General features: G+C 64.2%; 22 protein-coding genes. 12 read left to right on the forward strand and 10 right to left on the reverse strand.

What is annotated here, in order from left to right; translation table 11 throughout:
- The first annotated feature begins 152 nt into the window (after window positions 1-152).
- Together epsC and betT are read left to right on the forward strand one after the other, a co-directional pair.
- Window positions 153-1,085 (forward strand): serine O-acetyltransferase EpsC, encoded by a 933-nt coding sequence (epsC, locus tag RAC97_RS13500; RefSeq protein WP_375098921.1) that lies wholly within the window; start codon window positions 153-155, stop codon window positions 1,083-1,085.
- 266 nt (window positions 1,086-1,351) lie between these two features.
- Window positions 1,352-3,313: a choline transporter BetT gene (betT, locus tag RAC97_RS13505; protein WP_375099012.1), complete on the forward strand. Its 1,962-nt coding sequence runs from the start codon at window positions 1,352-1,354 to the stop codon at window positions 3,311-3,313.
- A gap of 85 nt (window positions 3,314-3,398) precedes the next feature.
- Here the strand turns inward: betT and tauD are convergent, their stop codons facing one another.
- From tauD to tauA, 4 genes are all read right to left on the reverse strand, one after another.
- On the reverse strand, window positions 3,399-4,232 hold the full coding sequence (tauD, locus tag RAC97_RS13510) for a taurine dioxygenase (protein ID WP_375098920.1): 834 nt from the start codon (window positions 4,230-4,232) through the stop codon (window positions 3,399-3,401).
- Between the two features lie 162 nt (window positions 4,233-4,394).
- Window positions 4,395-5,225 (reverse strand): taurine ABC transporter permease TauC, encoded by an 831-nt coding sequence (gene tauC / locus RAC97_RS13515; RefSeq protein ID WP_375098919.1) that lies wholly within the window; start codon window positions 5,223-5,225, stop codon window positions 4,395-4,397.
- Window positions 5,222-6,016 carry a taurine ABC transporter ATP-binding subunit gene (tauB, locus tag RAC97_RS13520; protein WP_375098918.1) on the reverse strand — a complete coding sequence of 265 codons (795 nt, stop codon included), beginning with the start codon at window positions 6,014-6,016 and terminating at the stop codon, window positions 5,222-5,224. The genes tauC and tauB overlap by 4 nt, the downstream gene beginning before the upstream one ends.
- A 17-nt stretch (window positions 6,017-6,033) precedes the next feature.
- Window positions 6,034-7,005: a taurine ABC transporter substrate-binding protein gene (gene tauA, locus RAC97_RS13525; protein WP_375098917.1), complete on the reverse strand. Its 972-nt coding sequence runs from the start codon at window positions 7,003-7,005 to the stop codon at window positions 6,034-6,036.
- Between the two features lie 495 nt (window positions 7,006-7,500).
- On the opposite strand from tauA, the gene RAC97_RS13530 reads away from it, so the two are divergent.
- The 8 genes from RAC97_RS13530 to RAC97_RS13565 all read left to right on the forward strand — a co-directional run bounded on the left by RAC97_RS13530 (window position 7,501) and on the right by RAC97_RS13565 (window position 14,619).
- Window positions 7,501-8,829: an OprD family porin gene (locus tag RAC97_RS13530; RefSeq protein ID WP_375098916.1), complete on the forward strand. Its 1,329-nt coding sequence runs from the start codon at window positions 7,501-7,503 to the stop codon at window positions 8,827-8,829.
- Between the two features lie 165 nt (window positions 8,830-8,994).
- A complete protein-coding gene (locus RAC97_RS13535; RefSeq protein WP_375098915.1) occupies window positions 8,995-9,633 on the forward strand; it encodes a peroxiredoxin in 639 nt (212 codons plus the stop codon).
- 254 nt (window positions 9,634-9,887) lie between these two features.
- Window positions 9,888-10,481: an NADPH-dependent FMN reductase gene (gene ssuE, locus RAC97_RS13540; RefSeq protein WP_375098914.1), complete on the forward strand. Its 594-nt coding sequence runs from the start codon at window positions 9,888-9,890 to the stop codon at window positions 10,479-10,481.
- A 94-nt stretch (window positions 10,482-10,575) separates the two neighbouring features.
- Window positions 10,576-11,541, forward strand: a complete 966-nt coding sequence (locus tag RAC97_RS13545) for a sulfonate ABC transporter substrate-binding protein (RefSeq protein WP_375098913.1) — start codon at window positions 10,576-10,578, stop codon at window positions 11,539-11,541.
- A gap of 65 nt (window positions 11,542-11,606) precedes the next feature.
- Complete coding sequence (gene ssuD / locus RAC97_RS13550) at window positions 11,607-12,755, forward strand: FMNH2-dependent alkanesulfonate monooxygenase (RefSeq protein ID WP_375098912.1); 1,149 nt, start codon at window positions 11,607-11,609, stop codon at window positions 12,753-12,755.
- A gap of 10 nt (window positions 12,756-12,765) precedes the next feature.
- Complete coding sequence (gene ssuC, locus RAC97_RS13555) at window positions 12,766-13,563, forward strand: aliphatic sulfonate ABC transporter permease SsuC (RefSeq protein ID WP_375098911.1); 798 nt, start codon at window positions 12,766-12,768, stop codon at window positions 13,561-13,563.
- Complete coding sequence (gene ssuB / locus RAC97_RS13560; RefSeq protein ID WP_375098910.1) at window positions 13,560-14,372, forward strand: aliphatic sulfonates ABC transporter ATP-binding protein; 813 nt, start codon at window positions 13,560-13,562, stop codon at window positions 14,370-14,372. The genes ssuC and ssuB overlap by 4 nt, the downstream gene beginning before the upstream one ends.
- A 31-nt stretch (window positions 14,373-14,403) precedes the next feature.
- Window positions 14,404-14,619, forward strand: coding sequence for a molybdopterin-binding protein (locus RAC97_RS13565; RefSeq protein ID WP_008095172.1), 216 nt, complete (start codon window positions 14,404-14,406; stop codon window positions 14,617-14,619).
- A 98-nt stretch (window positions 14,620-14,717) separates the two neighbouring features.
- On the opposite strand, the gene RAC97_RS13570 is transcribed toward RAC97_RS13565, so the two are convergent.
- The 4 genes from RAC97_RS13570 to RAC97_RS13585 form a co-directional block, all read right to left on the reverse strand.
- Window positions 14,718-15,344, reverse strand: coding sequence for a TetR/AcrR family transcriptional regulator (locus RAC97_RS13570; protein ID WP_375098909.1), 627 nt, complete (start codon window positions 15,342-15,344; stop codon window positions 14,718-14,720).
- Window positions 15,344-16,921, reverse strand: a complete 1,578-nt coding sequence (gene gshA / locus RAC97_RS13575; RefSeq protein ID WP_375098908.1) for a glutamate--cysteine ligase — start codon at window positions 16,919-16,921, stop codon at window positions 15,344-15,346. The genes RAC97_RS13570 and gshA overlap by 1 nt, the downstream gene beginning before the upstream one ends.
- Window positions 16,922-17,123: 202 nt before the next feature.
- Window positions 17,124-17,507, reverse strand: a complete 384-nt coding sequence (locus RAC97_RS13580) for a PaaI family thioesterase (protein WP_375098907.1) — start codon at window positions 17,505-17,507, stop codon at window positions 17,124-17,126.
- Window positions 17,507-19,828, reverse strand: a complete 2,322-nt coding sequence (locus tag RAC97_RS13585; protein WP_375098906.1) for a Tex family protein — start codon at window positions 19,826-19,828, stop codon at window positions 17,507-17,509. The genes RAC97_RS13580 and RAC97_RS13585 overlap by 1 nt, the downstream gene beginning before the upstream one ends.
- Before the next feature lie 230 nt (window positions 19,829-20,058).
- Here RAC97_RS13585 and ompR point away from each other — a divergent pair, with 230 nt between their 5' ends.
- Window positions 20,059-20,799 (forward strand): two-component system response regulator OmpR, encoded by a 741-nt coding sequence (gene ompR, locus RAC97_RS13590; protein WP_375098905.1) that lies wholly within the window; start codon window positions 20,059-20,061, stop codon window positions 20,797-20,799.
- A gap of 113 nt (window positions 20,800-20,912) precedes the next feature.
- Window positions 20,913-22,226, forward strand: coding sequence for an ATP-binding protein (locus tag RAC97_RS13595; RefSeq protein WP_375098904.1), 1,314 nt, complete (start codon window positions 20,913-20,915; stop codon window positions 22,224-22,226).
- Window positions 22,227-22,258: 32 nt separating this feature from the next.
- Here the strand turns inward: RAC97_RS13595 and rimK are convergent, their stop codons facing one another.
- On the reverse strand, window positions 22,259-23,164 hold the full coding sequence (gene rimK / locus RAC97_RS13600; RefSeq protein WP_375098903.1) for a 30S ribosomal protein S6--L-glutamate ligase: 906 nt from the start codon (window positions 23,162-23,164) through the stop codon (window positions 22,259-22,261).
- Entirely contained in the window at window positions 23,161-23,643 is a 483-nt protein-coding gene (locus RAC97_RS13605; RefSeq protein ID WP_375098902.1) for an ATP-dependent zinc protease, read from the reverse strand. The genes rimK and RAC97_RS13605 overlap by 4 nt, the downstream gene beginning before the upstream one ends.
- Window positions 23,644-23,672 lie beyond the last annotated feature (29 nt).

Consider the following 23,672-nt stretch of genomic DNA (forward strand, 5'->3'; position numbering starts at 1 on the left):
GTAAAAACGCATCGGCGGCACGTGCCTTGGTTCTGTAGGCGCAGGCTTGCCCGCGAATGCGGTGCTTGACTGCACATGGCATTCGCGGGCAAGCCCGCGCCTACAGGGTTCAGTGCAACTTCCTTGAGACCGCCGCGAGCCAGGAGATCACCGTGAGCGAACAACCATCCACCGGCCAATGGCAATTGCAGGGCATCGTCAGCGGCCTGCGCAGTGCCCGAGAACAATGGCGTACCCGCAATGGCCGCAGCAGCGGCGAGCAGGGTGGGCGTGAACTGCCATCGCGCGAGGCGGTGCAGCATATTCTCGAGCAGCTGTGTGGTGCGTTGTTTCCCATGCGCCTTGGGCCGGTGGACCTGCGTGAGGAAAGCGAAGACTTCTATGTCGGCCATACCCTCGACGCTGCGCTCACCGCGCTGCTCGGCCAGGCGCGCCTGGAACTGCGTTACGCGGCGCGGCAGACCAAGGCCGACCTGGCTGGCGTCGATGCCCACGCATTGAAGCTGATCCAGGGTTTTGCCGCCGCCCTGCCACAACTGCGCGTGCTGCTCGACACCGACGTGCTCGCCGCCTTCCAGGGCGACCCGGCGGCACGCAGTGTCGACGAGGTGCTGCTGTGCTACCCAGGCATCCTGGCGATCATCCACCACCGCCTGGCCCACCACCTGTACCAGGCGGGCCTGCCGCTGCTGGCGCGCATCAGTTCGGAACTGGCGCATTCGGCCACTGGCATCGACATTCACCCCGGCGCGCAGATCGGCCCAAGCTTCTTCATCGACCATGGCACGGGTGTGGTGATCGGCGAGACCGCGATCATCGGTGAGCGGGTACGCATCTACCAGGCGGTGACCCTGGGCGCCAAGCGCTTCCCTTCGGACGAGTCGGGCACTTTGCACAAGGGCCTGGCGCGCCACCCGATCGTCGAGGACGACGTGGTGATCTATGCCGGCGCGACCATCCTGGGGCGCATCACCATCGGCAAGGGCTCGACCATTGGCGGCAATGTGTGGCTGACCCGCAGCGTGCCAGCGGACAGCAACATCACCCAGGCGAACTTGCAGTTGGATTGCCAGGACAAGAACTGAGGTTGGCTGTTCCGGCCCGCGAACAGGCTGGAACTGTCGACACAACGGCAAGGTCTGTTGAACGCCCGCCCAGCGGCATCGGGTCGCATTGATTTCCGATCCATGTTTAACTTGAACGCTTGTTCAATATAAACGCTGGTCCGCTGCCGGTGTTCAACAGGAGGATTCCCTTTGCTGAACCCGTTCAATCCGAACCTTACGTCGCTCGACGAGGTGCACGTCCGATGAGTGCACCGACCCCCGCCCTTGCCGAGGGCAAGGTACGCATGAACCCCCCGGTCTTCTATTTCGCCGCGACCTTCATCCTCGCCTTCGGCCTGGTGGTCATCGCCTATCCGCAGGCTGCTGGCGAGTGGCTGTTGGCCGCGCAGAACTGGGCGGCCAACACGGTTGGCTGGTACTACATGTTGGCCATGACCCTGTATCTGGTGTTCGTGGTGGTCACCGCGCTGTCGGGCTACGGCAAGATCAAGCTCGGCGCCGATCATGACGAACCCGAGTTCAGCTACCTGTCCTGGGCCGGCATGCTGTTCGCGGCCGGCATCAGCATCACGCTGTTCTTCTTCTGCGTCTCCGAACCCCTGACCCACCTGCTGCAACCGCCCCAGGGCGAGGCTGGCACGGTGGAGGCCGGGCGCCAGGCGATGCAGGTGCTGTTCCTGCATTGGGGCCTGCACGGCTGGGGCGTGTTCGCCTTCGTCGGCATGGCCCTGGCGTACTTCGCCTACCGCCATAACCTGCCGCTGGCGCTGCGCTCGGCACTGTACCCGCTGATCGGCAAGCGCATCAACGGGCCGATCGGCTACGCAGTGGACGGCTTCGGCATCATCGCCACGGTGTTCGGCTTGGGCGCCGACATGGGCTTCGGTGTGCTGCACCTGAATGCCGGCCTGGACTACCTGTTCGGCATCGACCACAGCCAGTGGGTGCAAGTGGCGCTCATCGCCCTGATGATGGGCGCGGCGGTCGCCGTGGCGGTAGCTGGCGTGGAAAAGGGCGTGCGGGTGATGAGCGACATCAACCTGTTCCTGGCCTGCACGCTGCTGCTGTTCGTGCTGTTTGCAGGGCCTACCCAGCACCTGTTCAATACCTTGATCCAGAATCTCGGTGACTACCTCGGTGCCTTGCCGCGCAAGAGCTTCGACGTGTATGCCTACGGCGAGAACCGCGACTGGCTGGGCGGCTGGACGGTGTTCTACTGGGCCTGGTGGATAGCCTGGTCGCCGTTTGTGGGCCTGTTCATCGCGCGTATTTCCCGGGGGCGGACCATCCGCGAGTTCGTCTTCGGCGTGCTGTTGATTCCCCTGGGCTTCACCCTGGCGTGGATGTCGATCTTCGGCAACAGTGCCCTGGACCAGGTGATCAACCACGGCATGACCGCGCTTGGCCAGTCGGCGCTGGACAACCCGTCGATGAGCCTCTACCTGCTGCTGGAAACCTACCCTTGGAGCAAGACGGTGATCGCCGTGACGGTATTCATCAGCTTCGTGTTCTTCGTCACCTCCGCCGACTCCGGCACCGTGGTGCTCTCGACCCTGTCGGCCAAAGGCGGTGATCCGGACGAGGATGGGCCGAACTGGCTGCGCATCTTCTGGGGGGCGATGACGGCGCTGATCACCAGCGGCTTGCTGTTCGCCGGAAGCATCGACTCGCTCAAGTCAGCGGTGGTGCTGACCTCGCTACCGTTCTCGCTGATTTTGCTGTGCATGATGTGGGGGCTGCACAAGGCGTTCTACCTGGAGAGCCAGCGGCAGATCGCGCAAATGCATTCGTTGGCGCCGTTCGCCGTGTCGCGCCCTGGCCGCGGGGGCTGGCGCCAGCGCCTGAGCCAGGCGGTGCACTTCCCGTCGCGTGACGAGGTCTATCGGTTCATGGACAACGTGGTGCGCCCGGCGATTGCCGAGGTGACCGCAGTGTTCGAGCAGAAGGGCCTGACACTGATCACGCAGGACGACCCGAGCCACGACAATGTCAGCCTGAAGATAGGCCATGGCGAGGAGCAGCCGTTCATCTACCAGGTGCAGATGCGCGGCTACTTCACGCCGTCGTTCGCTCTGGGTGGGCTGGGAACCCAGGAGTTGAAGAACCGCCGCTACTACCGCGCCGAGGTGCACCTGGCCGAAGGCAGCCAGAACTATGACCTGGTGGGGTACAGCAAGGAGCAGATCATCAACGACATCCTCGACCAGTACGAACGGCACATGCAGTTCCTGCATCTGGTTCGGTAGGTCCCCAGGGTCGCGTTGCGCGCCGTCGCGGGCAAAGCCCGCTCCTGCAGGTTTCCCAGCGCCTGCAGGAGCGGGCTTTACCTGCTCAGAACGGCGCATCCCCCAGGATGGTCGCGCGATGCATCACCCGCCGCTGCGGGCGGTAGTCATCCACGGCGTAGTGCTGGGTTACCCGGTTGTCCCAGAACGCCACGTCGTTCTCCTGCCAGCGCCAGCGAATGCTGAACTCCGGTCGCGTGGCATGGGCGAACAGCAGCTTGAGCAGCGCCTCGCTTTCATGCTCGTTCAACTCGTTGATGCGCGTGGTGAACCCCTCGTTGACGAACAACGCCTTGCGCCCGCTGACCGGATGGGTGCGTACCACCGGGTGCGACAGCGGCGGGTTGCTGCGCCGCGTGGCTTCCCAGCGCGCCAAGTCTTCAGGCGTGGTGCCGAAGCGCTCCAGGGGAAAGGACTTGGTGAAGTCGTGGGTCGCAGTCAGGCCATCGAGCAGCGTACGCAGCGGCGCCGACAGCGCCTCGAAGGCCGCGATGCCGCTGGCCCACAGGGTGTCGCCGCCATAAGCCGGCAGTTGCTTGGCGCTGAGCACCGCGCCCAGGGCCGGGGTCGGCAGGAAGGTCACGTCGGTGTGCCAGATGGCGTTATCGCGCACGTCGGTGACGGCGGTGTCGAGAATCAGCACCTGTGGGGTCTGCGGCACGTTGGGGTAGATCGGGTGGATGTGCAGGTCGCCGAAGCGCGCGGCGAAGTCGGCCTGCTGCTGCGGGCTGATCGGCTGGTCGCGGAAGAACAGCACCTGGTGTTGCAGCAGCGCCTGCTCGAGGGCATCGCGTTGCTGCGGGGAAATTTCGCCGCTGATGTCCACGCCGCTGATCTGCGCGCCGAGGGCCGGGCTGAGGGGGGTGATGGTCAGGCTCATGTCGGTCTCGCCGTTGATTCGGATTCAGAAATATCAGGGGTGACGCTGCCGGCCTCTTCGCGGGTAAACCCGCTCCCACAGGTACAGCGCCGTGTTCAATGTCAGCGGTGAACCTGTGGGAGCGGGTTTACCCGCGAAAGGGTCGGCCAGGTCGAAAACAGTTCAGTGACTTTGCCCGTGCCAGGGCACGAGCTTGCGTTGCAGGGCGCGCAGGCCCATTTCCAGGGCGAAGGCGATCAGGGCAATCAGCAAGATGCCCAGCACCACCACGTCAGTGACCAGGAACTGCGCCGCCGACTGCACCATGAAGCCCAGGCCGCTGGTGGCGGCGATCAACTCGGCGGCCACCAGGGTCGACCAGCCGACGCCCAGGCCGATGCGCACGCCGGTGAGGATGTCCGGCAGTGCACTGGGCAAAATCACATGGCGGATAAGCTGCGCCCGGGTCGCGCCCAGCGACTGCGCGGCGCGCAGTTTGACCGGGTCGACGGTGCGCACGCCGGTGGCGGTGGCGATGGCGATCGGCGCAAAGATCGCCAGGTAGATCAGCAACACCTTCGACAGTTCGCCGATGCCGCACCAGATCACGATCAGCGGCAGGTAGGCCAACGGCGGGATCGGCCGGTAGAACTCGATCAATGGGTCGAGAACGCCCCGCGCGATGCGGTTGTAGCCGATGGCGATGCCGACCGGCACTGCGGTGAGGGTCGCCGCCACCAGCGCCAGGCCGATACGCCCAAGGCTTGCTCCCAGGTGTTGCCAGAGGCTGGCGTCCATGTAGCCCTGGGTCAGCAGTAGCCAGGCCTTGGCCAGGATGTCGCCGGGCGCGGGCAGGAACAGCGGCTCGACCCAACCGGCAGTGGTTACCAGCCACCAGGCCAGCAGCAGGCTGGCCAAAGTGAATGCGCTGATCCAGCGGGTCGGCAGTGGTCGGCGCGTGGGCGCTTGGCGGTCGTTTTTGCCCGCCACGGATAGCTCCAGGCTATTGTTCATACGGCCTCCTGCTGGCGTGCGCTCTGGCGTTGCGAGAACACCCGCGCCAACACATGCTCGCGGGTCTCGATGAAGCGCGGGTCGGACTTGATCGCCCGTGCCGGTTCGCCTGCGGCGTAGCGCTTGCCGAAGTCCAGTTGCAGGCGTTCCACCACACGCCCTGGGTTGGGCGCCAGCAGCACCAGTTCGGTGGCGAGGAACACCGCTTCTTCGATGTCGTGGGTAATCAGGAACACCGGCTTGGCGGTGCGCTGCCAGACCTGCAACAGCAGCTCTTGCATCTGTTCGCGGGTAAAGGCATCCAGGGCGCCGAAGGGTTCGTCCATCAACAATACCCGTGGGTCGGCGGCCAACGCCCGGGCCAGGCCCACGCGCTGTTTCTGGCCGCCGGAAAGCTGCCAGATACGTCGTTCGCCGAATCCGGCCAGGTCGACCAGCGCCAGCATTTCGCGCGCCTTGGCTTCACGCAGGGGGCGCGGTACGCCGGCCAGTTCCAGGCCAAAGGCGACGTTGCCCAGCACATCCTGCCAGGGCAGCAAGGCGTCGTCCTGGAACACCACGCCGCGCTCGGCGCCGGGGCCTTGTACAGGATTGCCATCAAGGGTGATGCGGCCGGCGCTGGGTGCGACGAAGCCGGCGATCAGGTTGAGCAGCGAGGTCTTGCCGCTGCCGGAAGGCCCGAGGGCCACCAGCAGCTGGCGCGGGCCCAGGCTCAGGTTGATGTCGGCCAGCACCGGGGTGTCGGCGCCGGGGTACTGTGCGCTGATGCGCTCCAGCTCGAGCAAGGCCATGGCAGGCTCCGGGGTTCTCAGTTGGGCAGGTATTGCGCGCTGACGTAGGGCGAGTAGTCCGGCAGGACGGCTTCGACCTTGCCTTGCTGCTTGAGGAAAGTGGCCGTGTCGGTCAGCGCCTGGGTGGTCGGTGCGCCCAGTGCGCTGGCCTGGTCGGCGGCCAGCGGGAACACGTTGCCTTCGAGCAGCACGGGAATGTCGCTGGCCTTGGCGCCGGACAGCTTGACCAGCTTGTCGACGTTGCTGCTGTCGGCCAGCCAGGCTTTCGGGTCCTTGCGGTAGTCGGCATAGGCGTCGAGGGTGACCTTGGCAAACGACTTGACGATCTCTGGGTGCTTGGCGGCGAAGTCCTTGCGCACGATCCATGCATCGAAGGTCGGCGCGCCCTTGCTGGCCAGTTCGCCGGAGGTAATCAGCACCTTGCCGTTTTCCTTGGCTACGCCCAAGGCCGGGTCCCATACGTAGGTGGCGTCGATGTCGCCGCGCTTCCAGGCGGCGATGATCGCCGGGGGGGCCAGGTTGAGGATCTGTACCTTGGCCGGGTCGATGTTCCAGCTCTTCAGCGCGGCCAGCAGGCTGTAGTGACCGGTGGAGACGAAGGGCACGGCGACTTTCTTGCCGACCAGGTCCTGCGGTGTCTTGATGCTGTCGCGGGCCACCAGCGCTTCGCCGGCGCCGATCTGCGTGGCGATCAGGAAGGTTTCCACCGGCAGCTTGCGGGTGGCGGCGGCGGCCAGGGGGCTGGAGCCCAGGTAGCCGATCTGCACGTCGCCCGAGGCCACGGCGGTGATGACATCGGCGCCGTTGTCGAACTTGCGCCAATCGATGCTGGCCTTGCTGGCCTTTTCGTAGGTGCCGTCGGCCTGGGCCACCTTGGCCGGGTCGACGGTGGTCTGGTAGGCAACGGTCAGGTCGGCGGCCTGGGCGAGCCAGCTGCTGCCGGCCAGGGTCAGCGCGGCGAACAGGCGCAGGGGAGCGTGCGGGATCATGGTCGAACCTCTCGTCAGGCAGTCGGTGTGATGAATGACGAAAAGGCTAAATGATCTAACAAATTAAAAATAAATAACTTTTTAGAATTAGCTTAGGAGCCAAAAAACCGCGATGAAGCCGCAGCGCCAGGGTAAATCCTGTCGTGAAATTCGCCCGCGCTGGCAGGCTCGGTACGCTTTCACCGCTATGACTATTGGCAAACGTTTGCAGATAACCTATAGCTATCTTCCGTCACGCCGATACAGCTTTTGGTTGTGAAGGTTCCATTGTTATTCCGTAAAAATCTTAGAATTTCATAAAACGGTCATTTTGGATTTATAGGATTGTCATTATCCTGTAGCCCGGGGTGGCGGCTTAGACCAAAGTCTATAAGCGACGGGTAACGATTGACTTACCAGTCACGAATTGGTGCTAAATCGCCAGATCGACGGCGAGTGGGGCAGAAGATCCCGCCGCTTGCGACACACAAAAATTAGAACGTAGAGGAGCAACACATGTACAAGTCCAGCCTGGCTTTGGCCGTGGCACTGGGGGTTCTTGCCCAACAAGCAGGCGCTGCCGGTTTCGTCGAGGACAGCAAACTGTCCGTCAGCTCTCGTACCATGTACTTCAACAACGACAACCGTGAAGGTGGCGCTGATAACCGCGAGTCGGGTCAAGGCTTCAAACTTGACTACCTCTCCGGCTTCACCCAGGGCACTGTTGGCTTCGGTGTCGATGTCCAGGCCCTGTGGGGTATTCACCTCGACGGCGGCCGCGGCAAGCACCCGAACAACAGCAGCTTCTTCCCAAGCGACACCGACGGTTCGGCTTCCAGCCAGTGGGCTCGCATCGGCGGCAACGCCAAGGCTCGTTTCTCCAAGACCGAAGTTCGCTACGGTAGCGCCCTGGCGCCAAACCTGCCGATCCTCGTCTCCAACGATGGCCGTCTGCTGCCACAGACCTTCGAAGGTGGCACCCTCACCTCGAAGGAAATCGACAACCTGACCATCAACGCCGGTCAGCTGAGCAAGGCCATGGGCCGTGCCTCGAGCAACAGCACCGGTCTGTCGATCAACGGCGCTACCCAGGACAGCAACAAGTTCCGCTTCGGTGGCCTGGACTACAAGCTCACTCCAGACCTGACCCTGCAGTACTACTACTCGAACCTGGAAGACTTCTACAAGCAGCACTTCCTGGGCGCGACTCACGTCTTCAAGATCGCTGACGACCAGTCCTTCAAGACTGACCTGCGCTACTTCGACAGCAGCAGCGATGGCAAGAACGGCGACGGCGGCGGCTACAACTTCAACAACAACGGTGGCTACGCCAAGAACACCGGCGAGGTCGACAACAAGACCTGGTCCGCGATGTTCACCTACACCCTGGGTGGCCATGCGTTGATGCTGGGTCACCAGCAGGTGGGCGACGACGGCGGCTTCGTCTGGCTGAACCAAGGCAGCGTGACCGACGGCCGTGGCCGTCCGGAAAACGGTGGCGGCTCCAGCTTCTACCTGTTCACCGACAGCATGATCAACCAGTTCGCCCGTGCTGGTACCAACACCACCTTCGGTCAGTACAGCTACGACTTCGCTCGCATCGGCGTTCCAGGTCTGAAGACCTCGATCTCCTACCTGCGCGGCGACGACATTCGTAACACCTCCGGCAACGGCACCTACAAAGAGTGGGAACGTGACGCCCGTATCGACTACGTACTGCAGCAAGGCACCCTGAAAGGCCTGGGCTTCAGCCTGCGTCACGGTATCTACCGTGGTGAGGGCCAGGCGCCAGCCGACCAGGACCAGACCCGCTTCATCGTCAACTACACTTACAACTTCCTGTAAGTCGTAGCGACAACGAAAGCCTCGCCTAGTGCGAGGCTTTTTTGTGTCTGCGATTTGATATCTCTTAAGGTTATAAATAAATCGATATTTATTCTTTTTGTTATTTCCAAAAAGCAGGCACATTCAACCCATAGAGACCTGACAACAGCACAAGGAGCCCGCTTCATGAGCCTCAAACTCGGCGACATCGCCCCCGATTTCGAGCAAGAATCCAGCGCCGGAAAAATTCGCTTCCACGAGTGGCTGGGCAACAGCTGGGGCGTGCTGTTCTCCCACCCGGCCGACTTCACCCCGGTGTGCACCACCGAGCTGGGTCTGACTGCCAAGCTCAAGGACCAGTTCGCCGAGCGCGGCGTCAAGGCCATTGCCCTGTCGGTCGACCCGGTCGACTCGCACCACCGCTGGATCGAGGACATCAACGAGACCCAGAACACCGTGGTCAACTTCCCGATCATCGCCGACGCGGACCGCAAGGTGTCGGACCTGTACGACCTGATCCACCCCAATGCCAACGACACCCTCACCGTACGTTCGCTGTTCGTCATCGACCCGAACAAGAAGGTGCGCCTGACCATCACCTACCCGGCCAGCACGGGGCGCAACTTCAACGAGATCCTGCGGGTAATCGACTCGTTGCAGCTTACCGACAATCACAAGGTGGCCACGCCGGCCAACTGGCAGGACGGAGACGAGGTGGTGATCGTGCCGTCGCTGAAGGACGAGGACGAGATCAAGCAGCGTTTCCCCAAAGGTTACCGCGCGGTCAAGCCATACCTGCGCCTGACCCCGCAACCGAACCGTTAAGCATTCTTGTTGCATTGCTCTTAGCCATAGCAGGGATATTCGGGCCGTTTCGACGGCCCTTTTTTATGCCTGCGGCTTGGACCGGCGCCAGTCATGGGGGCCCGCTCCTACAGCGAACGCGTCGTACCTGGGGTTTTCATTAAATGGAATAAACAAATGAAAAAATATGATTTCTAGATATATGTATCAAGCTGCTAATGTCGGTTGCATCCCTTGGGGCCAGACCCCGGAACCGAATCAAAGGAAGTGCTTCAATGTTGGTTGTCTCGATCGGTGGTAGCCCCAGCCTGCGCTCACGCTCTGGCGTATTGCTGGAACGTTCGCGCCAGTGGCTGCAAGGCCGTGGCGTAGAGGTGGTGACTTTTCAGGTACGTGAGTTCCCTGCTGAAGACCTGCTGCATGCCCGTTTCGACAGCCCGCAAGTGCAGCACTTTCAGCAGCTGGTGGCCCAGGCCGATGGCCTGATCGTATCGACCCCGGTGTACAAGGCCTCCTTCGCTGGCGCCCTGAAGACCCTGCTCGACCTGCTGCCCGAGCGCGCCCTGGAACACAAGGTGGTACTGCCGATCGCCACGGGCGGCAGCATCGCCCACATGCTGGCGGTGGACTACGCATTGAAACCGGTGCTGTCGGCACTCAAGGCGCAGGAAACCCTGCAAGGGATCTTCGCCGACGACAGCCAGGTAGCCTACGGCGAAGGCAGCCAGCCAGCGCAATTGGCCGAGGCTTTGGAAGCCCGCCTGCTGGACTCGCTGGAAACCTTCCACGGTGCCTTGGCGCGGCGGCCCCGGCCAGTCGCCCCTGGTGTGCTTAACGAAAGCCTGATCAACGCCCGCTGGAGCATCTGACCCCGGCATCAACGCTTCACCGTTTTTCCACCTTACTCGCCCGCCAACGAGGCAAGCAGGTGCAACCCGAACCTCATTCGCACAGGAGAGCGCCATGCGCACAATCTTCTTGCGTCGTGGTCTGGTCGCCCTGTTCGCGGCGGCTGTGTCCTTCGGCGCCATCACCCAAGCCCAGGCCGAGAGCCTGCGCATCGGTTATCAGAAATACGGCACCCTGGTGCTGCTCAAGGCCAAGGGCACACTGGAGCAGCGCCTGAAGCAGCAAGGCGTCGACGTACAGTGGACCGAGTTTCCCGGTGGCCCGCAGCTGCTCGAAGGGCTGAACGTCGGCTCCATCGACTTCGGCGTCACCGGCGAAACCCCGCCGGTGTTCGCCCAGGCGGCGGGTGCCGATCTGCTCTACGTGGCCTTCGAGCCGCCTGCGCCGCACAGCGAGGCGATCCTGGTGCCAAAGGGCTCGCCGATCCAGTCGGTCAAGGAGCTCAAGGGCAAGAAAGTCGCCCTGAACAAAGGCTCCAACGTGCACTACTTGCTGGTGCGCGCGCTCGAGGACGCGGGCCTTAAGTACAGCGATATCCAGCCGGTGTACCTGCCACCCGCCGATGCCCGCGCCGCGTTCGAGCGTGGCAGCGTCGATGCCTGGGTAATCTGGGACCCGTACCAGGCCGCTGCCGAACAGCAGCTGCAGGCGCGCACCCTGCGTGACGGCAAGAACCTGGTCGACAACCACCAGTTCTACCTCGCCACCCGCAGCTACGCCACCCAGCACCCGGCGGTGATCAACACGCTGATCGAAGAGGTGCGCGCGGTGGGTCAATGGTCTCAGGCCAACCCGCAGCAGGTCACCGACCAGGTCGCACCGCTGCTCGGTCTGCCCGCCGACATCACCCTGACCTCGGTGAAGCGCCAGGGCTACGGTGCCGCCGCGCTGACCCCCGAGGTGGTGGCCGCGCAACAGAAAATCGCCGACACCTTCCACAGCCTGAAGCTGATTCCCAAGCCCTTGAGCATCAAGGATGTGATCTGGACACCCCCAGCCAAGGTCGCCAGCGCGCCTTGACCTGAACGTTTAGCCAGCACCGGGGCGCCGCCCCGGTTAGAGCCCCCCTTGAGGAGACAACTCCAATGAGCCTGAACATCTTCTGGTTCCTTCCCACCCACGGCGACGGCAAGTACCTGGGCACTTCCGAAGGCGCCCGCGCCGTCGACCATGGCTACCTGACGCAGATCGCCCAGGCGGCCGACCGCCTCGGTTTCGGTGGCGTGCTGATTCCCACTGGGCGTTCCTGCGAGGATTCCTGGCTGGTGGCGGCGTCGCTGATCCCCGTTACCCAGCACCTTAAGTTTCTGGTCGCACTGCGCCCCGGGATCATTTCCCCGACCGTGGCCGCGCGTCAGGCCGCGACGCTCGACCGGCTGTCCAATGGCCGTGCGCTGTTCAACCTGGTGACCGGCGGCGACCCGGACGAACTGGCTGGCGACGGCCTGCACCTGAACCACCAGGAGCGTTACGAAGCCTCGGTAGAGTTCACCCGTATCTGGCGCAAGGTGCTGGAGGGCGAGGTGGTCGACTACGACGGCAAGCACCTGCAGGTGAAGGGCGCCAAGTTGCTCTATCCGCCGATCCAGCAGCCACGTCCGCCGCTGTACTTCGGCGGCTCCTCCGACGCCGCGCAGGACCTCGCTGCCGAGCAGGTCGAACTGTACCTGACCTGGGGTGAGCCGCCGTCTGCGGTTGCCGAGAAGATCGCCGCCGTGCGCGAGAAGGCCGCTGCCCTTGGCCGCGAAGTGCGCTTCGGCATCCGCCTGCACGTGATCGTGCGGGAAACCAACGAAGAAGCCTGGGCTGCCGCCGACCGCCTGATCTCGCACCTGGACGACGACACCATCGCCCGTGCCCAGGCTTCTCTGGCGCGCTTCGATTCGGTGGGCCAGCAACGTATGGCCGCCCTGCACGGTGGCAAGCGCGACAACCTGGAAGTGAGCCCGAACTTGTGGGCAGGCGTGGGCCTGGTGCGAGGCGGCGCCGGTACTGCGCTGGTCGGCGATGGCCCGACCGTGGCGGCCCGGGTCAAGGAGTACGCAGACCTTGGCATCGACACCTTCATCTTTTCCGGCTACCCGCACCTGGAAGAGTCCTACCGCGTGGCGGAGCTGCTGTTCCCGCACCTGGATGTGCAGCGCCCGGAGCAGCCCAAGAGCGGCGGTTACGTGAGCCCGTTCGGCGAGATGGTGGCCAACGACATCCTGCCCAAGTCCGTGTCGCAGAGTTGAGGGGCCGAATATGAGTCGTGCAACGTCCTCCAACCTGCCGCAGCGCCTGGCGCCCTGGGCCTTGCCGATACTGCTGCTGGCGGTATGGCAGCTGGCTGTCAGCGCTGGATGGCTGTCAACGCGCATCCTGCCTGCGCCGAGCGCAGTGATCGCGGCCGGGGTCGAGCTGGTGCGCAGTGGCGATATCTGGTCGCACCTGGCGATCAGCGGCTGGCGCGCAGGCGTGGGCTTCCTGATCGGCGGCAGCATCGGCCTGTTGCTGGGCTTCATCACTGGCCTGTCGAAGTGGGGCGAGCGCCTGCTCGACAGCTCCGTGCAGATGATTCGCAACGTGCCGCACCTGGCGTTGATCCCTCTGGTGATCCTGTGGTTCGGCATCGATGAGTCGGCGAAGATCTTCCTGGTGGCGCTGGGCACGCTGTTCCCGATCTACCTGAACACCTACCACGGCATCCGCAACGTCGACCCGGCGCTGGTGGAAATGGCGCGCAGCTACGGCCTGTCGGGCTTCGGCCTGTTCCGCCAGGTGATCCTGCCCGGTGCGCTGCCGTCGATCCTGGTGGGTGTGCGCTTCGCCTTGGGTTTCATGTGGCTGACCCTGATCGTCGCCGAGACCATCTCGGCCAACGCCGGCATCGGCTACCTGGCGATGAATGCTCGTGAGTTCCTGCAAACCGACGTGGTGGTACTCGCCATCGTCATGTACGCCGTGCTCGGCAAGCTTGCCGACCTCGCCGCCCGTGGCCTGGAGCGCGTGTGGCTGCGCTGGCACCCAGCCTACCAACCGGCGAAGAAGGAGGGCGCATGAGCGTGCTCAAGGAACAGCCGCCGCGCCTGCTGCGCGGCATTCCCCTGGCATCCCAGGGCTTGCGCAAGACCTTCGGCAAGCGTGAAGTGCTGCGCGGCATCGACCTGCACATCCCGGCTGGGCAGTTCGTCGCTATCGTCGGGCGCAGCGGTTGCGGCAAGAGCACCTTGCTGCGCCTGCTGGCCGGCCTCGACCAACCTAGCGCCGGCGAGTTGCTGGCCGGTGCTGCACCGCTGGTGGAGGCGCGTGAGGAAACCCGCCTGATGTTCCAGGATGCGCGCCTGCTGCCCTGGAAGAAGGTAATCGACAACGTCGGCCTGGGCCTGACCGGCGACTGGCGGCCGCGTGCCGTGCAAGCGCTGGAGGAGGTGGGCCTGGCGGACCGCGCCAACGAGTGGCCAGCAGCGTTGTCCGGCGGCCAGAAGCAGCGCGTGGCCCTGGCCCGAGCCTTGATTCACCAACCACGCCTGCTGCTGCTGGACGAACCCCTGGGTGCGCTGGATGCCCTGACCCGCATCGAGATGCAGCAATTGATCGAACGCCTGTGGCGCGAGCATGGCTTTACCGTGCTTCTGGTTACCCATGACGTCAGCGAAGCCGTCGCCGTGGCCGACCGGGTGATCCTGATCGAGGACGGCGCCGTGGGCCTGGACCTCGACGTCGATCTGGCCCGCCCCAGGGCGCGTGGCTCGCACCGCCTGGCGGTACTGGAAAGCGAAGTGCTCGAACGTGTTCTTGCCGTCCCGGGCGCTGCGCCCGAGCCGGATCCTGTAGCCCCTCTGCCTACGCAACTGCGTTGGGCCCACTGAACCCCTGAAGCCAGAAAGAAGGAATTACACCATGACTATCAAAGCGATCAACGTCCGCAACCAGTTCAAAGGCACCGTGAAGGAAATCCTCGAAGGCCCGGTACTGTCGGAAATCGACGTGCAGACCGCCTCTGGCATCGTCACTTCGGTGATTACCACCCGTTCCGTGAAGGAGCTGGAATTGCAGGTGGGCAGCGAGGTGATTGCCTTTGTGAAGTCGACTGAGGTGTCCATCGCCAAGCTGTGAGTTGCGCGTGCTGGGGCTGCTTTGCAGCCCGTCGCGGGCAAGCCCGCTCCTACAGGTGCCGCGCCGTTCTCAGGCGCGTCTCCTGCGGGTGCGGGCCTTTAGCGTTTTGCCAGGAACGGCGGCAGGTACAGCCCCAAGTACGCCTCGCACACCCGCATGCCTTCCTCGGCCATGCGCGGGGTGATCTGCTCATGCAACTGCATCGACCGGGCATACACCCGGTCGCTCAGTTCCATGGCCAAGGTGAACACATCGACGTCGCCGGGCATCGCTGGCAGTTGGAAATGCCGGTCGAACAGCGCGTGCATCAACGCCCCGAGCTCCATGTCGTGCCGACGGTCGGCCTGCACCACTTCGCTCAGCCCATGCTGGGCAAGAATCAACTGCCGCGCCGCGGCGTCTTCGTTGTAGACGTGCAACATGCGTTGTTCGATCAGCCGCGACAGGTCGTGCCAAGTGTCCAACGCCTGGCTGTCGATCGGTGCGCTCAGGGTCTCGCGAAACGCCCGGTGCACATCGGCAGTGAGCGCTTCGAGCAACGCCGGCACGCTGGCGAAGAAGTGATACACCGAGGAGGGTGGAATCTGCGCACGCTCGGCCACGCTGTAGATCGACAGCCCCGCCACCCCTTGCTCGGCCAGCAACTCGCGTGCCGCGACGAGGATCGTGTCGATTCTCGCCTGGCTGCTGGCGCGGGGCTTGCGGGGGCTGGCGGGGCGGCTCATCAGTTGCTGATCGCCAGGATACTCGCCTGGTAGGCGCCGACGAACAGGTCGAAGTCACCCACTTCCTGCTGTTCCAGGCGCGCCTGCTCGGCCAGCGACTCCCGTGCCAGGGTCTGGAAGGCCTGCTGTTGTGCGGCGGACAGCGGTTGCTCGCGGAAGTGTTCGGCGTGTAGTTGGCTCTGGCGCAGGGCAAACTGCACGAAGCTTTCGTCGTGCTCGGTCATGCGCGCCAGCACCTGGGCCGAAGGGGTCAGCTCCGGGTCGTCGACCTTGGCCTGCTGGGCGCGCAATGCGTGGGCGTGCTCCTGGCCACCGTTGGCCTGGTCGAGCAGCTCGGCCAGTGGGCGAATGCGCTCGATCAGCTCGCTGGCCCATGCCTTCAGCGCGATGGGCTGGCCGTCACGGTGCAGTTCAAGGCCGGGACGACGGCCTTCCTTGACCACGGACAGGAAGTTGTCGGTGCTGTGCCCACAGGTGTTGTTGTCGAGCAGCGGGCTGTCGTTGAGCGCGCAGTAGAGCAGGAAGGCGTCGAGGAAGCGTGCCTGGGCCAGGTCGATACCCGTCGGCAGGAACGGGTTGATGTCCAGGCAGCGCACCTCGACGTACTGCACGCCACGGGCAGTCAGCGCCTGGATCGGACGTTCGCCAGTGTAGGTCACCCGCTTGGGGCGAATGTTCGAGTAGTACTCGTTCTCGATCTGCAGGATGTTGGTGTTCAGCTGTACCCACTCGCCATCCTTGTGCGTACCGACCTCCTGGTAGGGCGGGTACGGAGTACCGACTGCCTTGCGCAGGCTGTCGGTGTAGCTGACCAGGTTGTTGTAGCAAGGGGTCAGGCCGGCCTGGGCGTTGCTCTGGTAGCCCAGGTCGCTCATGCGCAGGCTGGTGGCGTAGGGCAGGTAGAGGGTTTCGCCGTCCAGCTCCTCGAGCTGGTGCGGGCGGCCGCGCAGGAAGCCTTTGTCCAGGGCCGGGGAGGCGCCGAACAGGTACATCAGCAGCCAGCTGTAGCGGCGGAAGTTGCGGATCAGCGCAATGTAGGCGGCCGACTGGTAGTCGCGGTCGCTTTCCCCGCTGCCTTCCTGCTGGCGCAGCAACGGCCACAGGGCCTCGGGCAGGGAGAAGTTGTAATGGATGCCGGCGATGCACTGCATGGTGCGGCCGTAGCGCAGGGCCAGGCCCTTGCGGTAGACATGCTTGAGCTTGCCGATGTTGGAGCTGCCATATTCGGCGATCGGAATGTCTTCCTCGGCCGGCAGAGCGCATGGCATCGACGGGCTCCACAGGTATTCATCGCCGAGCTGGCTGGTGACGAAGCGGTGGATGTCCTCGAGGTTGTCCAGCACCTGGGCCGGGTCGGTCAGGGCCGGGGTGATGAACTCCAGCAGCGACTCGGAGTAGTCGGTGGTGATCTGCTCGTTGGTCAGCGCCGAACCCAGGGCCTCGGGGTGCGGGGTCTGGGCCAGGCGACCGTCTCGGGTCACGCGCAGGCATTCGCGCTCAATACCGTGCAGGCACTGCTTGAGCAGGGGGAGATTGGCGCCGAGCAGGCTCAGGCGGCGATTGAGGAGGTCGCTCAAGATGGATTCCTTCACGCGTCAGTCGCCCCAATATGGGGGTAGAGTTGACGGTCTACAAGGGTAGGAAAAAAGGAACTGGCGTTGTCGCCTGGTTTACGCGGTTCCGGTCGTGTTGCGTCCTTCGCGGGCTTTCCCGCGAAGGGCCGCACAGCAGTCTCATGGCTCAATGCCGGCAAAAATACCGCAGATACCCCGCCGGCAGCTAGAGAACCGCGAAGGTTCCCTGGGCCTTGGCGACAAGCTTGTCGTCCTGGACTACGTCGGCGTCGACCACCAGCGTACGACGACCAGCGTGCAGCACTCGTGCCGTGCATAGCACTTCGCCGTCGCTGACCGCACGCATGTAGTTGATCTTGCACTCGATCGTCACGCTTTGCTGGTCGAAGCCGTGGCTGGCCGAGCAGGCCAGGCCCATGGCGATGTCCACCAGGCTGAAGATCGCCCCGCCGTGTAGCTTCTGGCCGCGGTTGCGCAGGTGTGGCTCCAGCGCCAGGGCCACCTGGGCGACCCCGTCCTCAAGGTGTTGCAGGCGGCAGCCCAGCAACTGGCTGAAGGCGCTTTGCACGTACTCCTCGGGAACGTCCATCACTTCTTCTTCAACTGCTTGGCATTGGCGAACAGCGAGGCCATGGCGTTGTTGGCCGGCGCCGCGGTGGCGGTTTCACGCGGGCGTGGCGCCTGCGAACGGTTGCCGCCCTGGCCGCGACCGCCGCCGCGGTTGCCTTCGACTTTCTCGCCGGGGGTGTCGCCCATGCGCATCGACAGGCCGATGCGTTTACGCGGGATATCCACCTCCATGACCTTCACCTTCACCACATCGCCGGCCTTGACCGCTTCGCGCGGGTCCTTGATGAATTTCTCCGACAGCGCCGAGATATGCACCAGGCCGTCCTGGTGCACGCCGATGTCGATGAAGGCACCAAAGTTGGTGACGTTGGTCACCACGCCTTCGAGGATCATGCCTGGCTCCAGGTCCTTGAGGTCTTCGACGCCATCCTGGAACGCAGCGGTCTTGAACTCGGGGCGTGGGTCGCGGCCGGGCTTGTCGAGTTCCTGAAGAATGTCGGTGACGGTTGGCAGGCCAAAGGTCTCGTCGGTGAATTTCTTTGGGTCCAGGCGCTTGAGGAAGCCGCTGTCGCCGATCAGCGAGCGGATATCCCGGTCGGTGCCGGCGGCGATGCGTTGTACCAGCGGGTAGGCTTCCGGGTGCACGGCCGAGGCGTCCAGCGGGTTGTCGCCATTCATCACGCGCAGGAAGCCGGCGGCTTGCTCGAAGGTTTTTTCACCCAGGCGACTGACTTTCTTCAGGGCCGCCCGGGTGGCGAATGGGCCATTGGCATCGCGGTGGGCGACGATGTTCTGCGCCAGGGTGGCGTTGAGGCCGGAAATACGGGTAAGCAGGGCCACCGACGCGGTGTTGACATCGACGCCGACGGCGTTCACGCAGTCCTCCACCACGGCGTCCAGGCCGCGCGCCAGCTTCAGCTGGGAGACATCGTGCTGGTACTGGCCGACGCCGATGGACTTCGGGTCGATCTTGACCAGTTCCGCCAGAGGGTCCTGCAGGCGGCGGGCAATGGACACCGCACCACGGATCGACACATCCAGGTCGGGGAATTCCCGGGCGGCCAGTTCCGAGGCCGAGTACACCGAGGCGCCGGCTTCGGAGACCATGACCTTGGTGAGTTTCAAGGCGGGGTACTGCTTGATCAGGTCGGCGATCAGCTTGTCGCTCTCGCGACTGGCGGTACCGTTGCCGATCGCGACCAACTCCACCGCGTGCTTGGCGCACAGGGCCGCGAGCACGGCGAGGGTGCGGTCCCAGTCGTTGCGCGGGGCGTGCGGGTAGACGGTGGCAGTGTCCAGCAGCTTGCCGGTAGCGTCGACCACTGCCACCTTGCAGCCGGTGCGCAGGCCCGGGTCGAAGCCCAGGGTGGCGCGTGGGCCGGCCGGGGCGGCCAGCAGCAGGTCGTGCAGGTTGTGGGCGAAGACGTTGATCGCCTCGCCTTCGGCCGCATCGCGCAGCTCGCCGAACAGGTCGGTTTCCAGGTGGGTGTACAGTTTGACCTTCCAGGTCCAGCGCACCACCTCGGCCAGCCACTTGTCGGCCGGACGGCTGCGGTTGTCCAGGCCGAAGTGGCTGGCGATCATCACCTCGCACGGGTGCAGGGTGCCCGGCAGTTCCTCGCCGACCTTCAGCGCCGCACTCAGCACGCCTTCGTTGCGGCCACGGAAGATCGCCAGGGCGCGGTGCGACGGCACGCTGCGCAGCACTTCGTCATGGGCGAAGTAATCGCGGAACTTGGCGCCTTCTTCCTCCTTGCCGGCCACTACGCGGGCGCTGAGCACGGCTTCCTGCTTGAGGAAGGTGCGCAGTTTGTCGAGCAGGGCAGCGTCTTCGGCGAAGCGCTCCATGAGGATGTACTTGGCACCTTCCAGGGCGGCCTTGACGTCGGCCACGCCCTTGTCGGCATTGACGAAGCGCGCAGCCTCGGTTTCCGGAGTCAGTTGCGGGTCGTTGAGCAGGCCGTCGGCGAGCTCGCCCAGGCCCGCCTCCAGGGCGATCTGGCCCTTGGTGCGGCGCTTCTGCTTGTAGGGCAGGTAGAGGTCTTCCAGGCGGGTCTTGGTGTCGGCGAGCTTGATCTCGCGGGCCAGCTCCGGGGTCAGCTTGCCCTGCTCCTCGATGCTGGCCAGGATGCTGGCGCGGCGCTCGTCGAGTTCGCGCAGGTAGCGCAGGCGCTCTTCCAGGTGGCGCAGCTGGGTGTCGTCGAGGCTCCCGGTCACTTCTTTGCGGTAACGGGCGATGAAAGGCACGGTCGAGCCTTCGTCCAACAGGCCTACGGCCGCTTCGACCTGCTGTGGGCGTACGCCCAGTTCCTCGGCGATACGGCTGTTGATGCTGTCCATGAGAACCACCTGACAAATAATGAATACATGGCCGCAGGTGGGCGTTCGGGCCCGGCGGCGCTGGAGGAAAGCCGCGCATTATACCCATCGCGCCAGGGTTGCGGTGATAGCTTGGAGCCAGCTCGCAGCGGGTTGGAAGTAGCGCCAGGGGAAAAATCTGCTAACAATGCACACGGCACGCCGCACAGTGGCTACGCCATAATGCGCGGCGATCCTAAGAGGAGTTATTCATGACCAGCACCGCACAAACTGCTGAAGGCGACAAGATTCTCATCGTTGACGATGACCCGGGGCTGAGCAGCCTGCTGGAACGTTTCTTCACCAGCAAAGGCTTTCGTGCCCGCGCCGTGCCCAATGCCGAGCACATGGACCGCCTGCTGGCTCGCGAAGTCTTCAACCTGGTGGTGCTAGACCTGATGCTGCCTGGCGAAGATGGCCTCTCCGTGTGCCGTCGCCTGCGTGCAGCGAACAACCAGATCCCGATCATCATGCTCACGGCCAAGGGCGATGAGCTCAGCCGCATCAAGGGCCTGGAACTCGGCGCCGACGACTATCTGGGCAAGCCGTTCAACCCCGACGAACTGATGGCCCGCGTCAAGGCAGTGCTGCGCCGCCAGGCGCCAGCCGTACCGGGCGCGCCGGGCAGCGCAGACGAAACCGTCACCTTCGGCGACTACGCGCTGTCGCTGGCTACCCGCGAGCTCAAGCGTGGCGAGGAAGTCCACATGCTCACCACCGGTGAGTTCGCCGTGCTCAAGGCGCTGGTCATGCATGCCCGCGAGCCACTGACCCGCGACAAACTGATGAACCTGGCCCGAGGTCGCGAGTGGGACGCCCTGGAGCGCTCCATCGACGTGCAGATCTCGCGCCTGCGCCGCATGATCGAGCCCGACCCGTCCAAGCCGCGCTACATCCAGACGGTATGGGGCGTAGGTTATGTCTTCGTGCCGGACGGAAACGCCGGCAAATGAGCCTTCGCCGTAGCGCGACAGGGCGACCCGTGTGGGTCGCCCTGTTTTCGTCTACGGCACCTGGCATTACTGGCGGGGCATGCCTCGCGCCCGCATTGCGATAGTTGCCCTGAATGAAAACGCCCCTCTGGTTCCCGCAAAGCTTCTTCGCCCGCACGCTGTGGCTGGTGCTGATCGTCGTCTTGTTCTCCAAGGCGCTCACCCTCGTGTACCTGCTGATGAACGAAGATGTGCTGGTCGACCGCCAGTACAGTCACGGCGTGGCCTTGACCTTGCGCGCCTACTGGGCCGCCGATGAAGAAAACCGCGACAAGATCGCCGAGGCGGCGGGGCTGATTCGGGTCACTGGCGCGGGCGTGCCGGAGGGCGAGCAGCACTGGCCCTACAGCGAGATCTACCAGCGCCAGATGCAGGCCGAGCTGGGCGAGGACACCGAGGTGCGGCTGCGCATACATGCACCACCGGCGCTGTGGGTCAACGCGCCGAGCCTGGGGCCGGGCTGGCTCAAGGTGCCGCTGTACCCACACCCGCTGCGTGGGCAGAAGATCTGGAACGTATTGGGCTGGTTCCTGGCCATCGGCTTGTTGTCGACCGCTTCGGCGTGGATCTTCGTGCGTCAGCTCAACCAACCGCTCAAGCGCCTGGTGTTCGCTGCCCGCCAGCTTGGCCAGGGCCGTAGCGTGCGCCTGCCGATCAGCGATACGCCAAGCGAGATGACCGAGGTATACCGCGCGTTCAACCAGATGGCCGAGGATGTCGAGCAGGCCGCGCGTGAGCGCGAGCTGATGTTGGCGGGCGTTTCCCATGACCTGCGCACGCCGCTCACACGCCTGCGCTTGTCATTGTCCTTGATGCCCAACGACAACGATCTTACCGACGACATGGTCCGCGATATCGAGGACATGGATGCGATCCTCGACCAGTTCCTGGCGTTCATTCGCGATGGTCGTGACGAGCCGGTCGAGGAAGTCGACCTGGGCTACCTGATCCGCGAGGTGGTGGCGCCCTACAACCAGCCAGAAGAGCGCGTGCGTTTGTGCCTGGAGCCGATCCCGCCGTTCCCGCTGCGCCGTGTATCGCTCAAGCGCATGCTGGGCAACCTGATCGGAAACGCCTTGCATCACGCAGGCAAGGGCGTCGAGGTGGCGGCCTACGTGTCGGGTGACCAGAGTGCGCCCTACGTGGTGCTCAGCGTGCTCGACCGTGGCGCGGGTATCGACGAGTCGGAGCTGGAAACCATCTTCAACCCGTTCATCCGCGGCGACCGTGCGCGTGGCGGCAAGGGCACCGGCCTGGGGCTGGCGATCGTCAAGCGCATCGCGGCGCAGCATGGCGGTAACGTCGAGCTGCGCAATCGCTCCGGCGGTGGCATCGAGGCGCGGGTCGTTCTACCGCTGGGTTTGCTGCTGCCGCGCAACGCTGTTTGATGTGCTCCGCCCCTGCCGGGGCGGTTCAGGTTTCAGCCTTTGCCCTTGGTGCGGGTCTGGTTCGGCCCGCCATTCTTCTCCAGGTGCTCGATGATCATCCCCGCCACGTCCTTGTTGGTGGTGACTTCGATTCCCTCCAGCCCCGGCGAGGAGTTCACCTCCATCACCAGCGGCCCGTGATTGGAGCGCAGGATATCCACCCCCGCCACGCTCAAACCCATCACCTTGGCCGCGCGAATGGCAGTCATGCGCTCTTCCGGAGTGATCTTGATCAGGCTGGCGACGCCACCGCGGTGCAGGTTCGATCGGAACTCTCCAGGCTTGGCCTGGCGCTTCATCGAGGCGATCACCTTGTCGCCGACCACGAAGCAGCGGATGTCCGCGCCGCCGGCTTCCTTGATGTATTCCTGCACCATGATGTTCTGCTTGAGCCCCATGAATGCCTCGATCACCGACTCGGCAGCCTTGGCGGTCTCGCACAGCACCACGCCGATGCCCTGGGTACCTTCCAGCACCTTGATGACCAACGGCGCACCATTGACCATGCGGATCAGGTCGGGAATGTCGTCGGGGGAATGGGCGAAGCCTGTGATCGGCAGGCCGATGCCGCGCCGCGACAGCAATTGCAGCGAGCGCAGCTTGTCCCGCGAGCGGGCGATGGCTACCGACTCGTTGAGCGGGTAGACGCCCATCATCTCGAACTGGCGCAGCACTGCGCAGCCATAGAACGTCACCGAGGCACCGATGCGCGGGATCACCGCGTCGAAGCCCTCCAGAGGCTTGCCGCGGTAGTGGATCTGCGGCTTGTGGCTGGCGATGTTCATGTAGGCGCGCAGGGTGTCGATCACTACCATTTCATGGCCGCGCGCGGTGCCGGCCTCGACCAGGCGGCGGGTGGAATACAGGCGCGGGTTACGCGAAAGGATGGCGATCTTCATGCAGCACCTGTGACAGGGGAAAGAGTGGCCGGGAAGGCCGGTTTGTCCTGGACATACTTGAGGCCCGGGTTGACTACCAGTTGACCATGGATAAGCGCCCGGGATCCCAGCAACAGGCGGTAGCGCATGCTCTTGCGGCACGCCAGGGTGAACTCCACTTCCCATACCCGGTCGCCCAGCGCCAAGGGGGTGCGGATGACATAGCGAACCTGGGCGTGGCCGTTGGAGCTCTTGATGGTCTTCATGGTCACCATCGGCGCTTCGCAGCGACGGTGGCGCAACTGCACCACCGAGCCCAGGTGCGCGGTGAAGCGTACCCAGGGCGCACCGTCGCGCTCGAACGGCTCGATATCGGTAGCGTGCAGGCTGGAGGTGCTGGCGCCGGTGTCGATCTTCGCCCGCAGCCCTGCCAGGCCAAGGTCGGGCAGGGCGATCCACTCGCGCAGGCCGATCACTGTCAGATGGTCAAATGTCTTCACGAAGCACACCCTGCGAAAGAGGTGGTGAA

It is taken from the genome of Pseudomonas sp. LS_2, from assembly GCF_042709235.1.
Taxonomy (GTDB): domain Bacteria; phylum Pseudomonadota; class Gammaproteobacteria; order Pseudomonadales; family Pseudomonadaceae; genus Aquipseudomonas.

Bases quoted from the DNA above. Each gene is read 5' to 3' on its own strand.
- RAC97_RS13580 (WP_375098907.1), bottom strand. From the start codon at position 17,507: ATGGACGTTCCCGAGGAGTACGTGCAAAGCGCCTTCAGCCAGTTGCTG.
- RAC97_RS13585 (WP_375098906.1), bottom strand. From the start codon at position 19,828: ATGGACAGCATCAACAGCCGTATCGCCGAGGAACTGGGCGTACGCCCA.
- ssuC (WP_375098911.1), top strand. From the start codon at position 12,766: ATGAGTCGTGCAACGTCCTCCAACCTGCCGCAGCGCCTGGCGCCCTGG.
- ompR (WP_375098905.1), top strand. From the start codon at position 20,059: ATGACCAGCACCGCACAAACTGCTGAAGGCGACAAGATTCTCATCGTT.
- RAC97_RS13530 (WP_375098916.1), top strand. From the start codon at position 7,501: ATGTACAAGTCCAGCCTGGCTTTGGCCGTGGCACTGGGGGTTCTTGCC.
- ssuE (WP_375098914.1), top strand. From the start codon at position 9,888: ATGTTGGTTGTCTCGATCGGTGGTAGCCCCAGCCTGCGCTCACGCTCT.
- betT (WP_375099012.1), top strand. From the start codon at position 1,352: ATGAACCCCCCGGTCTTCTATTTCGCCGCGACCTTCATCCTCGCCTTC.
- tauD (WP_375098920.1), bottom strand. From the start codon at position 4,232: ATGAGCCTGACCATCACCCCCCTCAGCCCGGCCCTCGGCGCGCAGATC.
- RAC97_RS13535 (WP_375098915.1), top strand. From the start codon at position 8,995: ATGAGCCTCAAACTCGGCGACATCGCCCCCGATTTCGAGCAAGAATCC.
- tauC (WP_375098919.1), bottom strand. From the start codon at position 5,225: ATGAACAATAGCCTGGAGCTATCCGTGGCGGGCAAAAACGACCGCCAA.
- ssuD (WP_375098912.1), top strand. From the start codon at position 11,607: ATGAGCCTGAACATCTTCTGGTTCCTTCCCACCCACGGCGACGGCAAG.
- RAC97_RS13570 (WP_375098909.1), bottom strand. From the start codon at position 15,344: ATGAGCCGCCCCGCCAGCCCCCGCAAGCCCCGCGCCAGCAGCCAGGCG.
- RAC97_RS13565 (WP_008095172.1), top strand. From the start codon at position 14,404: ATGACTATCAAAGCGATCAACGTCCGCAACCAGTTCAAAGGCACCGTG.
- rimK (WP_375098903.1), bottom strand. From the start codon at position 23,164: ATGAAGATCGCCATCCTTTCGCGTAACCCGCGCCTGTATTCCACCCGC.
- tauB (WP_375098918.1), bottom strand. From the start codon at position 6,016: ATGGCCTTGCTCGAGCTGGAGCGCATCAGCGCACAGTACCCCGGCGCC.
- RAC97_RS13595 (WP_375098904.1), top strand. From the start codon at position 20,913: ATGAAAACGCCCCTCTGGTTCCCGCAAAGCTTCTTCGCCCGCACGCTG.
- ssuB (WP_375098910.1), top strand. From the start codon at position 13,560: ATGAGCGTGCTCAAGGAACAGCCGCCGCGCCTGCTGCGCGGCATTCCC.
- RAC97_RS13545 (WP_375098913.1), top strand. From the start codon at position 10,576: ATGCGCACAATCTTCTTGCGTCGTGGTCTGGTCGCCCTGTTCGCGGCG.
- tauA (WP_375098917.1), bottom strand. From the start codon at position 7,005: ATGATCCCGCACGCTCCCCTGCGCCTGTTCGCCGCGCTGACCCTGGCC.